Genomic DNA, 15,096 nt, shown 5'->3' on the forward strand with positions numbered 1-15,096 from the left:
CACCGGGCGCAGATGTTTGAATAACTAACCTGATACCAGCAAAATATCTAATTTTCCGCTGTCTTCTGGAGTAGGCCTGCCCCTATAGGCTGGGCGGCCAGCCATACCCAATCCACTGCCAAAAAGCACACCCGGTAAAATAGTGGCATCGAGCAGCAGGTGATCGCCCGTGGTACAAGCCCAATCCCAGCTCAAAACCTTTAGCGACTTTCTCGCCTACGCCCAAGAGGTCGAAGGCTACTACGAACTCACTAACGGAGAACTGGTTGAAATGCCGCCAGAGTCTTACGACAACTTGCGTCGTGCCCTAAAGCTTTACGACGTATTGAAAGCGCTGGTAAATGCTGCTCAAGTTTGTCCTCAAGGTTTGGCTATAGCTGTGCCGGGGCAGCCCAAAAATCGGTATCCTGATCTAACAGTGTTACGCCCTGAGCATCCTGAGCAGATGCACGAACTGGGGCAGGCCGCCATTACGTTAGAAATGGCTCCTCCTTTGATGGTTGTAGAGGTGGTCAGCCCAGGGGCGGAAAATCATCGCCGCGACTATTTAGAGAAGCGCAACCAGTACGAGTGGCGCGGCATTGGTGAATATTGGATTCTCGACCCTGTGGTGGGCCGGGTGACCGTTCTGAGTTTGACTCCACAGGGCTATAGCGAGGCCACATTTGAGGGAGAAGCTGTGGTTGAATCACCTACATTTCCCGACTGGGCAATGACCGCTGAGTCTATGCTGACGGTGGGTTAGCTATGAGAAAAGCTTGTGTTGGCTAAGCTGCATTCGGCAACCCGCGTCACCAACTCTCTAGCTGCAACATTCGTGCCTAGATTGAGCTAACGTTGCGATTCGCGAAGCGTCCGTTCCGAAATCGCTCTAAAACCCTTCATTTAACCTAACAGTGGCAGTTTTACCTTTAACCTTGGAGTAAAATCTCGGCACAAGGTTGAGGCTGAGCCAATGCTAAATCGCTTCTGGGAAGTGCTGGGCTACGTGTTTGCTCTCAACGATGAAGCTTTTCGCATTGCTACTACCGTACCAGCCGGCAGAAGCCTGGCGCTGTTAGTGGTTCTGCTGGCGGGGCTATCCCTGGGCATTGGGCAGAGCATTATTCTCTTTGTCAACCAAGTGCGGCCCGCCCGGTTTGTGCTCAGCCTAGGCATCAATGCAGTGCTATTTGTCTTAGGCTTCTTGGCCCTGGTGTTAAGCACCTGGTTGGTGACCCTGATGCCGTGGGCGCAGAATATGTCCTTTGGGCAGCTAGTGACGGTGCTGGGGTTGGCCTACGCCCCGCTGCTGTTCAGCTTTTTGGGAGCGCTGCCCTACCTGGGGATGCCCATTCTCAACCTGCTGTCGGTGTGGCATTTGCTGGCCATGGTGGTGGGTTTTGGGGCGATCGCAAACCTGGGCCTCAGCCACGCCTTTAGCTACGTCGCCCTGGGCTGGATTTTGCTGCAAGTCTTGCAAAACACTGTGGGTCAGCCCATAGCCAATTTGGGCAAGCGCCTTGCTAACAGGGCGGCGGGGGTCAATCTCGTCACCAATCGCCGAGATTTGACCGAGTCGTTTCAATCGGGGCTGGCTGAAACCTCTACCCGCTGGCACGAAGAGTTTACCCAGCGATTTAGCGCCTTCAACCAGGGCGATGCGTTCGCCCCCGTTACTGGGGAACCCCCAGCCCTGGCTATGGCCGGAGCTGGGGGCTCGACCGTTTCTATTGATGCTGGCCCAAACGGCGATCGCCTTGACAGTTTTAAGACCCTGCTCGGTCTGGCTGCTATGGCGGTGCTGACGGTGGTGGTGCTGGCGCTGCTGCGGCCCATTCGCGTCTGGTGGTTCGGCTGGTTGAGTGACCTGCCCAGCCTAGTGCTGCTGGTGCTGAACTTTGTCTGGATTGGCATTGTCGCCCTGGTGGTGGCTGGGCTGCTGGCCCCACTCGAAACCCTGGGCTGGTGGGCCGGCTGGTATGACGACGAGGTCAACACCACCGTCAACGCGGGAGAGCTGGCCGAGCCCGTGGGCGATCGCGGCAAAATCAGCCGCTATATGGTTTACCTTGACGGCATTGGCATTTCTAGCTTTGAGTACCTGCCCGACATCAAAGAATTTCTCGATACCCTGGCTCCCACTCTGCCCCAAGGCGTGGCGCTGATTCGCGGCATCATGCCCTACTCAGTGATGAATGCGCCCCTGGATGAAGATCGGCCCCTGTCGTTCCTATGGCGCTACGCCGACAAGCTGCGATTTGCCAATCCCATGAGCGTGCTGGGCCTGCTGGTTAACATTCGCAACGTGTTGATTGTGGGCGTGTCAGCCGACAAGCGCTACGGTCCGCTCTACAACCAGGGCATTGCCCAAGTGGTGTTTAACGGCCTAGTCAAAAATGGCTACCGGGTGGGCAGCGGCACCCCCATCACGCTGATGGGGTATAGCGGCGGCGGGCAGATGTGCTGCGCCAGTGCCCCCTACCTCAAGCGGGCCCTAGGTGCGCCCATCGACGTGATTTCCCTGGGCGGGGTGATCAGCGCCAATATCAACCTGCTTCAACTAGAGCATCTTTATCACCTGTCGGGAGAAAAAGATGTGGTGGAAAAGCTGGGGCCAAAGATTTTTCCGGGGCGCTGGCGGCTGTATCCTCTGTCGTTCTGGAATCGGGCTAAGCGGCGGGGCAAAATCTCGTTCATTTCCCTAGGGCCGGTGGGCCATCAGGTGCCGGGGGGCATTCTCGACCCCAAGCTGGTGCTGCCCGATGGCCGCAGTTCCCTCGGGCAGACTATCGATACTATCAACGCTATTCTGCAGGGCGAAATGTTGGAGGTCGGGCTAGAGCGGGGCGGCAAAGCAAACAACTACGATATCTTTCGCGCCAACCCCCTGGTGCAGTACCAGAGCTATCCGCTCGATCAGCGCCTAAACCCAGCGCTCTACGTGCCTATTGCCGACTGGATTGGCCGGCTGATTTTGCCCGCCAAGGCTGAGCGCTTTGGTGGCGTCTTCTACGAAATTCACCACGCGCCCGACGACCACCGCAAGCTGTTGGGCCAGGTGGTGAAGCTGCGCTGGTCTGACAACCCCCTCACCCAACAGATGGTGCAGGCCGTCACCCACGATGTGCACTTTAGCGCCGATGCCGAGTACGCTAGTCGCTTTGGTGGGGTGATTAACCCGGTGCGGCTCAACCATTGGCTACGGGTCGACCCGTTAGAATCTCTGGCCGGATCGCTGCCGGAGGATGACCTAGTCGTGGTGGTAGAAAATCCTCAGGTGGTGCTGGATCGGGATGGGGTAACGCTCTTGATCGCGGCTCAACCGATGGAGGTGACAGGGCGCTATTTCGGCCTGGTGCAGTTTGTGGGGCCAACGGCAGGCGACCAGTGGCGAGTACGGCACTTTAACAAAGTCAGCCGCGCTTTTGACGGCCCTGAGGAGGTGGTGAGCCTGCCCCCGGTTGCCCCGATGGCGGTCTACGGCAGCAGTCCCTCTACTACAAAGGCTCTGGAGCGATCGCCCTACAACGAGACCGGTTGGTACATCTACGGTGCGCCCAATGCCAACGGCACCTTTGTGGTGCAATCCCTCGGTCCCAGAGCACTGTTTCGGCTCCAGCCCGATCGCGTCGTATTTGGCGGAGCAAAATCAGCCTACCGCTACGTTCGCAACGAGGCATGGGCCGATGTGGTGGTCCAAAAGGGCAAGGTCAGCTCGGTGCTGTGCACAGTGCAGGACAACGGTCGGCCCGAGGCGATCGCAGCGGCAATCGATGAGTGGCAGGTGGGCGATCGCGCCCTCATCCTCCACACCTACGGCGGCATCGGCGGCAACCACAAAGAACCCGCCGCCGCCACCCCCATTTTCTTTGGCCACTTTGCCTACGGTCGGGCCGAGGTAGTGCACGACCCTCTAGCCGACGAGCGGCGGTTTGAGATTCGCTACTACCAGGTCTACGCCCACAACATTGACGGGCTGATTGCGGGTACGATTCATTGGTCGCGGTATCAGGGCGATCGCCAGCGGGGCTGGCTGGGTACCCGCCCCACCTGCGACATCTTGGTCAAGCTTGATGCCTTTAGCCGCCAGTACTATTTTGATGACGAGAGGCGATCGCCCCTCACCCGTATGGAGGCCCACCTGCAAGCCATGACCGCCCGCTATCGCATTGGCGACGGCACCGGCGGCACCTTTGTGGGCCCGTCGAATAACTGTTCCCAAGACTCGAATCAGGCGCTATTTGCCAGCTTGCAGGGTACCGGCCTCAGCCTCTATCGCCACGCCGACGCCCTGATCGATCAGCATCCCGACCAGGCTGAGCCTCTATACCAGCTCGCCCTCTTTGGCAAAGACCTCAAAGACACCCTGCAACCCCTAGGGGGCCTGCGTCCCACATGGGAAAAGAACGAATTTAACCTGGGCAGCTCGATTGAAGACGAACCCGTGCGCAACCTGCTGATGGGGCTGGGCAGCTGGCGCACGGTGTTTCCCCGCAAGGCCAGCGATGTGGTCGTGCACAAGTTTCTCAAGTACGGCGCCTCGGCCTGGGTACTGCACACTAGTCAGGTGGGTGGTCACGATCCCGATATTGAACCGATCGCGCCGATGACGTTTTAGGGTTCTTGCTGACGACAGTAAGAACACTGTTGTCCTAGAAACTCAAGGGTGGAATGTGCATTCCCGTTGCTAGGGCACCGGCGATCGCGGCTGAACCTGCTGTGGTGAATGCCGTAATTGCTAGCCACCAAGCGGCGGCAGCAGCCGTTTTGCGGGTCTTGTTTAAGCGTTCTTGGGCTTGGGCTTTAAGGCTATCAACTCTGGCCTGTAGCCCTTGCTCAAATTGCTCTACTTGCTGCAACACCAAATGCTTCAAACCTTGGGCCTGCGGCAGCAAATAATCCTCGGTCCACTGCTGCGGTTGACCCATTAGATCCTGGGCATTTGATCGCACACTACTCACAACTTGCTCAACGGGGTTAGCCATCACGCTATCCAACGGCAGGCGATCGAGCAATGCATCCCAATCGATTCGGTTGAGCTGATGCAAAACGACTAGCGAAGCCGCTGTAGAAAACGTTAGTCCTTCAGACAAATGCTTCTGTAGCTTGGTTTTTAACTCAAGATCTGGGTCTGACTGATTATCTAGCTTACCTACAGTCTCTGTAAGGTACGTCGCAATCGGCTGAACAGTATCTAGGAGGGAATGTTGAGAATCTCGCTGTCTGTCTTCTGAAAATGCCAGATTCGCTTGAACTATCAATTGCTGCCAGGCTGCCTCAACTGCTTGCAGAACGTACTGACGCTGCTGCTTATCTAAATCCTGGCGTTCTCTCAATAGCGCCTTCAACTGAGTTCGATCTAGGGTCAGATGATGAGCTTCGTAGCTAGCATTTTCCAGAGCCTCTTCCAGCAGCTCATGAAGTTTTTTGTGGATGCGCTTCGGCGTCAGCCGCTTTAAGCGGGTGTGGCGCAAATACAGCGCCAACTCTTGCCCTAAGTGTAGATTTGCATCCTCCAAACTTAAGGGCAATTCCTCCGGGAGGTCGTCAATTTCAGATTGATTGGGGCGATCGCCAATGGGACGCTCAGGTAAAGGATCGAGGGCAGCAAAGTCCAGTGCCTGCCGAATTTCCTGTTGAACTATGGCAGCTATCTCCTCTTGGGATATTGAGTTAGATATTGAGGTATTGTCTTGGTTGCCAAAGGCGGCCGTCAAGGTAGCTATTAATTGGCGCAACCCACCCGTAGCTACCCCAAAAACTGCTCCCACCGCCGTACTAACCGCTGTTGAACTGACCCAGGTCAGACCTAACCAGTAGGCTGACCAAATCACCACCCCGGCGATCGCCCCCAGTGCAGAGTCATTCAGCTGACTAAATTTTGCTGCCAAAAAACAAGCGCTAAAAAGCACTGCATTGGTGCTCAGCAACAGCCCTAAGCCACCCCAGAAAACTACGTTGGTCATTGAGCTGGCTAAGCTGCTTTCGGCACTGTTGCTTTGCTGATCACCACTGTTGGCAAGCTCTGCATCAGCCCGTGAGGGAAGCCGCGAGCCTAGGGCTGTCATACCAACAGCCAAACCAAAAAACGCAAGTAACAGATGGAATGCAAATGCTGTTAGCAAACCAATCAATAGGGCAGTTAGCAATGCAGTTCCCACAGTTCATCTATCCCATTACTTACCTTTCTTCTTCTTAGCTTTTTTCCTCTTCTTCTCTTGCTTTCCACTCTTTTGAGCAGAGGGCGCGCTAGTGGCAAGAATTACCTTCACCCGATGGACGGCCTCGTCAATGACCTGAGCTACAGCTTTTTGAGTGGCACTAGCGGTATCCTGGGTGGCGTCAATGCGATTGCCTAAGGCCCGTCGCGTTTTACCCGCTCTACCTTGGGCTCCGGCGATCGCATTTTCAATCTGAGCAACCACAAACTCTCGCGTCTGATCCGCTTTCTGTTTGGTGTCGTCGATCAGCTCGCTAGCCCGCTCTTGGGCAATACCTGCCGTCACGGCTGTTTTCTCTTTAACATTTTCCACACCCTGGTCAATTTCATCGGCTGCGGCAGCTCGACCGTTAACTAGGGTGTTTTCTACCGTCTCTGACGCGTCTGAGGCCGGTGAAACGGCATCGACGATCGCGTCTTTCACTCCTCCCACAACAGTCTTCACCGAATGGTTGATGGGGTCGAGCTGATTTTGAAGTGTCTTTTTAGGGTTTGATTGAGCGACTGCCTCAGAGATTTTGTTGGCAGCAACCTGAGAAACCTCAGCAAGCACAGCCGCTGCCACTACGGAGCCAAGCTCTCGCGGACTGATCCCCAAAATTGTCGTATCGATCAGGGGCTTCTTGTCCTCGGGATGATTAACAGGTTGATCAACCTGAGTACTCTTTTTGATATTTTTCTTTTTAGCAGACTTAGTAGGCATGGTGTGACTCTCCGTTCCCAATTAATGAAATATGTCGCAAGCTAGCAATGGCTTAGGCAACTGCGTTTGCCCTAGTAAGTCGTTGCCCTACTGCCGCTGCTTTAGCGCATACACTAGAGCCTTTCACCTTAACGATGGGTTAATCTCAGTGCGTCTGCTCTGCGATGGATATGCGGTGCTGATGACAATCTTGATGAAGTCCACAAACTCTCCTGGGACCGCGATGCTCTACGCTTAGAACATTATTTTTCTCTAGAGCCGATCTAATGCGCGTAGAAGCTTGCTGCCAGGCCCTGCTTGAGCACCTGTTGCCCGACATCGACCCACAGCGTCAGGGGCTCTGTGTCGATGTGGGGGTGGGCACCTTTGCCTTTTATTGCGAGCTGTTTGCCCGCCTAGGGTTTACCACCGTCGCTGTAGAACCTTCCCCCACCGACAAATTGCGGACGGTCTGCCAGCAGTACCCCATTCGGCTGGTCGAGCAGTGTCTGTCAGATCGAGTCGGCACCCAAACGCTACATATGGGCCAGTTTGCCAACCTGGCCAACAGCAACTTTAGCTCCCTGGCAGCCGATTGGTTTGGGGCTTCTAGCACCACTCGCCAGGTGCTCACCCTCGATTTGGCGACTCTGCTAAAACAGGTGGCTGCGACCCAGATTACGGCCTTTAAGCTAGATATCGAAGGGTGGGAGTCGGTAGTGATCCAGCAGTTTGCCGAGCTGCCTGCCGAGCGACTGCCCCAAATGGTGATGTTTGAGTATGGCGGTGGCAGCAGCCGTAACCAGGGTGAAAAGGGTTGGTCACCTAAGTTTTTGACGGGCACTATGGATTGCTTGCAGACTCTGCAACAGCGGGGCTACGGCTTTAGCATCATGGTCGACTACGCTGCCGGCACTCAGCCTAAAATGTTTGACCTCCAGGCCCTAGACCTGGCCCAAGAGGCACCCTTTTACCCCAATGGGGTCTACGGCAACATGCTGTGTTTTTATCAGCATCAGTTCTCCGCTGAACGCATTCAATCGATCTGCGCACCCTACGGCGGGGGCTTGGCCAACTGGCTGGTCAGCAAGCTGGTGTCTTAGGGAGATCTGAGGCCTGGCGTCTCAATCGATCGCCTAGGCCCTAAACCCCTTAGGCACCTGCTCGTCGGAGTAGTAGTGCCACAGAGAGGCCACTGGTTCCTCTACCTCGATCGCACCGCCGACAGGGGCATCAGCGGCTGCTACCAGAAAGGCATCGGGGTCAGATCGGTAGGCGGCCAGCAGAGCCTTTTCTTCGGCGGAGAGATCGGGGGAGCTATCTTGCTCAATCTCTTCGAAGGTAGTTTGGATCAGCTCCATCTGCGCTTCGGCGGCGCTGAGCTCGTGATGGGTCTCGGCGTTGAGCAGTTGCTCGAGGGGTTGCAGTTCGGCTACGTGGCTAGCAAGGGCTTGTAGCCTCTCTTCGTAGGCGGTGGTCAACTGCTGGAGCTCTTGCCGGTGCTGGGCCTCTTGCTGATCGAGGGCAGCTTGCAGCCGCGCTTCCTGTCCTTCTAAAGCGGTTTGCATCGCCGCTTTCTCGGATTCAACGGTGTGTAGTTTGGCCTGGTGAGCCTTCAGCGACTTCAGCAGCGGCACCATTTGCCCTTTTAGGGTCATGTGCTCTACATCGAGCTGATTAAATCGCTCAGACAGCGTGATATAGGCGCGACATAGCCGGGTGTAGCGCTCTACCATCTGATTGACGTGCTGAAAGTTTCTCACTGCCGTCTCCAGGCGATCGGTAACCATAGCAACATCCTGCCCATTGGGGCGAGTGGAAACAGGGTTTTATCAGCCCTACATATCACGTTTGTCCTCAAGAATTCAAGCCACGGGGGATACAGTTTAAAGACAAAGTTGGGCTCTGCCAACCAGTTCCATTGCTGTCTGTCGGTTCTTGGCCGACCGCAGGTTGTATTTCAGGAGAGGTTTTGGTTAATGTGTCAGAATGATGAGTAATTTCAGCCCGTCTTCGCTCCCACCCCGGCAGTGCTGTGCGTACTTATAAAAGCCAAAAGATCGATCAGAACGCCGACTACCCCTGCCCTTGTCGTCGCAACGGGTGCATTAAGCCCATTACCCTGACCGAGGCCTTTGGCTGCGATCGCTGTCAGCAAATTTTTGTTGTGCAAGACGACGGCTACGTGATTGAGCAGCTGTCTACCCACTATCCCTACAAGCGTCTCTGGCGCTGGACCGGGCAGCAATGGCGCCTCGATCGCTCATCCCTAAACGTGAGCTACCTACCCCTGGTGGTACTGGCCGCCTTTGGCATGATGGTGTTCTTCTTGCTGCTGGCTACCCTGCAAACCCCCGACGGTGCCCAATCGGTGGCGCGATTGCTGACTACCCTGGCGGTGGCGCTGGCGGTGGTCGGTATGTTTTGGCTGGCCTCTCGGCGTTAGGCCCATGGTAAACCTGACTACTCAAGCAGACTTCAGCGCGGCAGTTGAGCAGGTGCGCCAGGCCGGTCGCGACCTAGCCACCGCCGGGTTCGACACCCAAACCCGCCTGCTAGAGGGGGTTGCCACCGCTATTGAAGCTAGCTTTGACGACATTCTCGAAGCCAATACCCTCGATCTCGAGGCCAGCTTGGAGATGGCTGTGCCCGAACGGGTGCTCGACTGGCTGAAGCTCACCCCCGAACGACTGCAAACCACTGCTAAAATTCTGCGGCGGCTGGCTTACCTGGGCGATCCCCGGGGGCTGCTGCACCCTGCTCCTAGTCGGCTGAGCAAGGCCGTGGCTGGCTATGGGCAGGTGGTGCCCATAGGGGTCGTGGCCATGATCTATGAGGCATTTCCGGAGCTGGCGGCGATCGCTGCGGGGTTGAGCCTGCGCACGGGTAACGGCCTCATTCTCAAAGGCAGCAACGAAGCCAGTCAAACCAACCAGGCAATTTTGCAGGCTCTCCACCAAGCCCTAGATTCTGTTGGGCTATCGCCTTACTGCATTCTGTCGCTGACCGAGGAGCAGGGCGACGTCGCCCGAAGCTGGCTCTTGCAGGATCCCGGCATCGACTTAATCATTCCCTACGGTCGGCCAAGCCTGGTGCAGCAGGTGGTGCGTCAGGCCGGTGTGCCTGTGCTGCCCACGGCGATGGGTAACTGCTATCTCTACTGGTCGCCCACAGGACAGCTCGACACCGTCACCCACATGGTGCTCGACAGCCACCGCGGGGAGCCTGACGCGGTCAATGCGGTAGAAAAGGTGCTGGTTCACCGAGGCGGCAATCCCTCTGCCCTGGTGCAGCTATGCCATACCCTGTGGGACCAGGACTTTGAGGTATTGGCCGACGAGGACCTACTGCCCGACCTGCCCAATGTGAAACTGGCAGCAGAGACCGACTGGAAGCGCCCTTTTTTGGGCAAAACGGTGGCTCTACGCTTGGTAGACAGTGTGCAAACGGCGGCAACGCTGATCAATCGCTACAGCAACGGCCACGCCAATGCAATCGCCACTGAAACCTATGCCGAAAGCAGCCGCTTTACTCAGCTCGTCACCAGTTCCGTAATCTATATCAATACCTCACCCCGATTTGTGCGAAACCCAGCCCAAGCGTCCTCTATTGCTCTGGGTATGACAGCGCAGCGCGGCCGCTGCAATGGCTTTGTGGGCCTCGGGGCATTCGTCACCACTCAGCACATTTTGCAGGGCCTTGAGTAGCTTTTGTCTGTCGTGAGGCTGGAGGTCGGTAGTTTGCTCAGAGCTGTCGCGATCGCACCGCACCAACACTACTGCATAGCTATAGCCCCTCCTGATTTGGTTACATCAAATCAGGAGGGGCTATAGACTGTGGACTCTCCAATGCCACCCTCTGTTCAGCGGGAAGCCGCAGGCGTTAAGTCATCGCAGCCTAAGGGACGTAAAAGGTCTGGACCAATCTGGCAAGGATACACCTTTAACACAGTACTTTTTATTTGCCCATACCAAGATAATCAAGTGCCATTTGAATAGTTCCGCAATCTACTTTAAAGGGATCTTTAAAGGGAGACTTTCGAGCGTCAGGAGTTATTTTGGCAAAATCCAGTGCCTCAAGCATTTGAGGGGTGATCTGACCTCGTACACAACACCATTTGCCATTTAGGGCATTAGTCATGTATCGATTCTCGTAGAAGTTCCATGAAGGAGACATCAACTCAATTAGCTTGAGTCCGCTGCCTGGCTCAGCATTGTCCCGCAGGCCGACACGGTTTAAAATGAAATTGCTGCTGGCAGCACCATGAACTACTACTACCTCCTTGGCATTGCGAGCAATTGACCATTCATCATCAAGCGCCAGATCCTCAAAGTAAAGCGTTTTAAACCCTCGCTCCTCCATAAATTTAGTAACTTCATCATTATTGATTAAGCTACGGCTTCCCCTACGAGGGATAAAGATTTTTTCAGGGGTTTCTTCTTTATATCCTGGAAAATCGAACCCAAAAAATTGGGGTCTAATGCTAAAGACCCTGTGCTCTGGACAGGTAACAATCTCACCACGGACATTGTCATCTGTAAAGATGAGGGGAAAGCCGAGTAATCGGTATACTTCCATAGTCATGCTGTATTTAGGTACCCTAGAACCTAGAACAACATGAATTTCAATGTCTTTTTGAAAATGTTCACTCAAGAATTTTCTTGCTAGAAGAACTCGAGTTGCAACATTCTCAAGAATGTGACCGATGTTTGTAAATACATCGAAGCGAGCGTCAAATATGAATTTTCCCGAGTAGTCGAGAGTTTTCTCCCCCTTTATTGCTTTGGAAACAAATAATTGAGCTCTCCGCTTCCGGCTAAGGGCGGCTGATTTCGTTGTGGCTACACCAGAACTTACTCTAACTTCTCCTTCAAAAGGTTCAAGATATTGCGCTGGCATTATCACTGGCTCAGCAGCTGGGCGCCATACGTCCATTGCACCGGTAGGAAAGCAGTACATCATTGAAGATGCAACTTCAAGACCTGGGACTTTATGCTTCAGAGTTATATCCATTTCAAACCTTTTGAAAAGTTTTCAGCTAATTAATGAATTTAGAAAAAACACTATCAACTACAAAATGAGCAAAGCTGTAAAATTAAAAATGAGTACTTATGCTTACGAGTAGCGCCGCAGTTAAGAATGACAGCCTTAATATAAAAGCAGAAGCCCAGAATTGTATCCTGCCAAATTCGACCCTCTACTTAACTTCACCGACCTTGGGCTTGAAACGCTTCAAGTGTTAAGGAAGAGTGAAGACCACGCAAGGAAGCCTCTATGCTCGTTCAACTACATCAGCTTGGACAGGCATAGACACTTGTCCTTGTGTGCCTCTTTGAGGCTGCATGTTGCGCCCAGTAGGCATAGCTATGACCGACTGGAAAGGAAAAAATCCAAGCTATCTAGTTACGCCCGCCGTTCACAGCCAAGACTTGCGGCAAAAACACCCTCTCTGTGGAGTCCTTGATGCTTCGAATACCCGCTGGGATGCTGTAGATGATGCGTTTGAAAAACCGTCTTACTCGGCTTGTCACGGGCAATAGGTTGAAGTTTTTGCTGCTGCCGAGTTTGAAGCACCTTAGGCGATCGCCCCCCATAGAACAATGAGAGTTCAGCTGAATAGAGCCATGGCTTAAGAGGCGATCGCATCCGCTAATCGGTCAATAGCGCGCCGACCCCCAAAGCGTTGGGCGATGACGTCATCATAGGTATCGGCAATAGTCACCACCGAAAGAATGCAGGTTTGAAGCTCCATCAGGTCCATGTTTTCGCCGCCGAGGACGCTTTCTGAGAAGAGCACTTGGTTGGCCTCATCTAGCTGAAAGGCACCGAAGCGCATACGGCGGTTTTCGGTGAGCAAAAAGTGCATCAGTTCATGGTCGATGTTGCTGCCGACGGTGACGCAGCTGGTGGCGCGCACCGTAGCCAGATCGGCCTTTTCCCAGGGGTGTACTTCCCATGGCAGCACCTCGATTTCAACCAGAGTAGAGCCATAGAGGATGTCGAACTGGGGCTGATCGGGATAGGCCCGCAGGCTGTCTTTGAACAGAGCGGCGGCCTGTAAATAGTCGGCGACCTTGGTGTAGGTGAGCGCCTGAACGTTGCTGACAAAGGAGATAGCCATGGGGAGTGGGAGGGTGGATGGGTAGGAGGGTGGATGGGCAAGTCATTTCGTAGGGTGGGCAATGCCCACCATGAGCCCTTGGAGAGCAACCTGCTTTCAGCCAGTCCCTACATAATGAACATCTTTTGATCGAGGGATTTGGGCACATGGGAATCGACGAACTGCTGGGGGCTCTCATCGGACTCTAGCCGGCCGTCCACCAGGTTGATGATGCGATCGGCCACGTCGAGAATGCGGTTGTCGTGGGTGACCATAAGAATGGTGCAGCCCTTTTCGCTTGCTAGCTGCTGCATTAGGGTCACTACGTCGCGGCCCGATTTTTTGTCGAGGGCAGCGGTAGGCTCGTCGGCCAAAATCAACTTGGGCTGGTTGACCAGGGCGCGGGCGATCGCCACCCGCTGCTTTTGCCCCCCGCTCAGGGCTGCAGGTTTGTAGTCGGCCCGCTCCGCCAGCCCCACTTGGCTGAGAATATCCACCGCCAGTCGCCGCTTGCTGCGAAAGTTGCCGGTTAGCTCCACCGCCATCTCTACATTTTGAGCAGCCGTCAGCGACTCAAACAGGTTGTGGGCCTGGAAGATAAAGCCAATATTGCGGCGAATTTCGACTAGCTTGCGGTTGCCCATGCCTACCAGTTCCTGGTTGAGCACCTTGAGGCTGCCTTCGCTGGCCGATCGCAGCGCCCCAATCAGCGTTAGCAGCGTGGTTTTGCCCGAACCTGAAGGACCGGTCATAATCACAATCTGGCCGGGGTGCAGATCGAGGCTAATGTCAAAAAGCACCTGCTTGCGCAAATCGCCTCGGCCAAAGAAATAGTCGAGGTGGCGCACCTGCACCGAGCTAGCGGTGACCTCGGAGGTTGGGGATGACGTAGACAACGGCGTAGCACTCATAGGCCAAATACCTCTGCGGGGTCAGTACGCTGCACCTTACGCACGGCAACAGCGCCAGAAATCAAACACATAATGAAAGTTGCTAGATACAGGTTAACCACCCGCTCTAGGGTCATCTTAAACAACAGGCCGGTGACGGTGGCACCCAGGTTGTAGAACAGAGCGCTGAGCAAAAAGCCCGGCACAAATCCCAGCACCGAGAGAATAATCGCCTCCTGAATCACCACCCCAAACAGGTAGGCGTTGTCGTAGCCGATCGCCTTCAGGGTGGCGTACTCCGACCAATGATCGGCTACATCGGTGTAGAGAATTTGATAAACGAGAATGATACCCACCACAAACCCCATCGCGGTTAGTAGCGAGAATACAAAGCCAATGTTGGTATTGACTTCCCAATAGGTGCGTTCGCGGGCGATGAACCCCTCAGGCCCCTGCATGGGCAAGACCAGCACGTCTTTGGGAAGCCCCTCGCTGAGGGTCTTTACCAGAGTCTCGATGTTGGTGCCGGGAGTTACCCGCAGCAGACCAATGTCGGCGGTGGCAAAGCTGCGTTCTTCCTCCTCAGGGCCACGATTGGCAAAAAACCGCAGAAAGTTTTGGTCGCTCATGATCAAGTTGCCGTTGCCCGAGGCAAAGTCGGTGCCCAGGCTAAAGGTGCCCACAATCCTAATTTCGCGATCGGCCAGCTCGGTGATGACCCCGGTTTCTCGCGGTCCCACCTCATCGCGAGAGCGAGTGTCAATCATCGCCGTGTTGGGTAGCCGCAGCTCCTGCTGGCGGGCCAGCACCTCGGGCATGGGCAGCACCGGGTCAGAGGGGTTGTAGGCGATTACCCGTACCGGACGGGTTTTGCGGGTGTCGGGGTTTTTCCAGCGGGCGTCGCTGAGGTAGATGGCATAGGCCCCTTCTACCCCGTCAAAGGCCTGGGCTTGGTAGAGGCGACGGCGGGCAAAGGAGCGAGGCACAAACATGTTCTCCTTCAGCCGGTTGATGAGCACGATTTCGCCGTTGAGTTTTTCGAGCAGCTGGGTCTGGCTATCGTAGAGGGCGTTTTTGAAGCCAGTGAACAGAAACATCAGCAGCACCGCAAAGGCCACCCCAGCCATGGAGGTGAGAAACTTCTTGCGATCGTGAATCAGGTTGAGGAGGGCGAGGGGGGTACGCTGCATGGCGCGGCTAGGAATTGGGGACGGGCAGTTTG

General features: G+C 55.0%; 12 protein-coding genes. 5 read left to right on the top strand and 7 right to left on the bottom strand.

All coding sequences use genetic code 11. The features are described from left to right. The first annotated feature begins 169 nt into the window (after window positions 1-169). Entirely contained in the window at window positions 170-745 is a 576-nt protein-coding gene (locus NC979_RS03230; protein WP_190523650.1) for a Uma2 family endonuclease, read from the top strand. Between the two features lie 210 nt (window positions 746-955). Further along, window positions 956-4,600 carry a CAAX protease gene (locus tag NC979_RS03235; RefSeq protein WP_190523652.1) on the top strand — a complete coding sequence of 1,215 codons (3,645 nt, stop codon included), beginning with the start codon at window positions 956-958 and terminating at the stop codon, window positions 4,598-4,600. Between the two features lie 34 nt (window positions 4,601-4,634). Here the strand turns inward: NC979_RS03235 and NC979_RS03240 are convergent, their stop codons facing one another. Next, complete coding sequence (locus tag NC979_RS03240) at window positions 4,635-6,050, bottom strand: hypothetical protein (protein WP_190523655.1); 1,416 nt, start codon at window positions 6,048-6,050, stop codon at window positions 4,635-4,637. A 108-nt stretch (window positions 6,051-6,158) separates the two neighbouring features. Beyond that, window positions 6,159-6,905 (bottom strand): hypothetical protein, encoded by a 747-nt coding sequence (locus NC979_RS03245; RefSeq protein WP_190523657.1) that lies wholly within the window; start codon window positions 6,903-6,905, stop codon window positions 6,159-6,161. Between the two features lie 266 nt (window positions 6,906-7,171). On the opposite strand from NC979_RS03245, the gene NC979_RS03250 reads away from it, so the two are divergent. Further along, the gene (locus NC979_RS03250) at window positions 7,172-7,987 is read left to right on the top strand and encodes an FkbM family methyltransferase (RefSeq protein ID WP_190523660.1); all 816 of its coding nucleotides are present in this window, start codon (window positions 7,172-7,174) and stop codon (window positions 7,985-7,987) included. A gap of 33 nt (window positions 7,988-8,020) precedes the next feature. Here NC979_RS03250 and NC979_RS03255 read toward each other — a convergent pair whose 3' ends face one another. Beyond that, window positions 8,021-8,674 (bottom strand): hypothetical protein, encoded by a 654-nt coding sequence (locus NC979_RS03255; protein ID WP_190523662.1) that lies wholly within the window; start codon window positions 8,672-8,674, stop codon window positions 8,021-8,023. A 245-nt stretch (window positions 8,675-8,919) separates the two neighbouring features. Between NC979_RS03255 and NC979_RS03260 the strand changes: the two genes are divergently transcribed. Next, window positions 8,920-9,330 (top strand): hypothetical protein, encoded by a 411-nt coding sequence (locus tag NC979_RS03260; RefSeq protein WP_190523664.1) that lies wholly within the window; start codon window positions 8,920-8,922, stop codon window positions 9,328-9,330. Window positions 9,331-9,334: 4 nt separating this feature from the next. After that, window positions 9,335-10,591: an aldehyde dehydrogenase family protein gene (locus NC979_RS03265; RefSeq protein WP_190523666.1), complete on the top strand. Its 1,257-nt coding sequence runs from the start codon at window positions 9,335-9,337 to the stop codon at window positions 10,589-10,591. A gap of 250 nt (window positions 10,592-10,841) precedes the next feature. Here the strand turns inward: NC979_RS03265 and NC979_RS03270 are convergent, their stop codons facing one another. The 4 genes from NC979_RS03270 to devC all read right to left on the bottom strand — a co-directional run bounded on the left by NC979_RS03270 (window position 10,842) and on the right by devC (window position 15,064). Beyond that, a complete protein-coding gene (locus NC979_RS03270; RefSeq protein ID WP_190523668.1) occupies window positions 10,842-11,897 on the bottom strand; it encodes a glycosyltransferase 61 family protein in 1,056 nt (351 codons plus the stop codon). Window positions 11,898-12,513: 616 nt separating this feature from the next. Next, the gene (locus NC979_RS03275; protein WP_190523673.1) at window positions 12,514-13,005 is read right to left on the bottom strand and encodes a T3SS (YopN, CesT) and YbjN peptide-binding chaperone 1; all 492 of its coding nucleotides are present in this window, start codon (window positions 13,003-13,005) and stop codon (window positions 12,514-12,516) included. A gap of 107 nt (window positions 13,006-13,112) precedes the next feature. Then, entirely contained in the window at window positions 13,113-13,895 is a 783-nt protein-coding gene (locus NC979_RS03280) for a DevA family ABC transporter ATP-binding protein (protein ID WP_190523674.1), read from the bottom strand. Continuing rightward, window positions 13,892-15,064 (bottom strand): ABC transporter permease DevC, encoded by a 1,173-nt coding sequence (gene devC / locus NC979_RS03285; RefSeq protein ID WP_190523675.1) that lies wholly within the window; start codon window positions 15,062-15,064, stop codon window positions 13,892-13,894. The genes NC979_RS03280 and devC overlap by 4 nt, the downstream gene beginning before the upstream one ends. Window positions 15,065-15,096 lie beyond the last annotated feature (32 nt).

The sequence above is a fragment of the Leptolyngbya subtilissima AS-A7 genome, assembly GCF_039962255.1.
In the GTDB taxonomy this organism is placed as follows: Bacteria; Cyanobacteriota; Cyanobacteriia; order Phormidesmidales; family Phormidesmidaceae; genus Nodosilinea.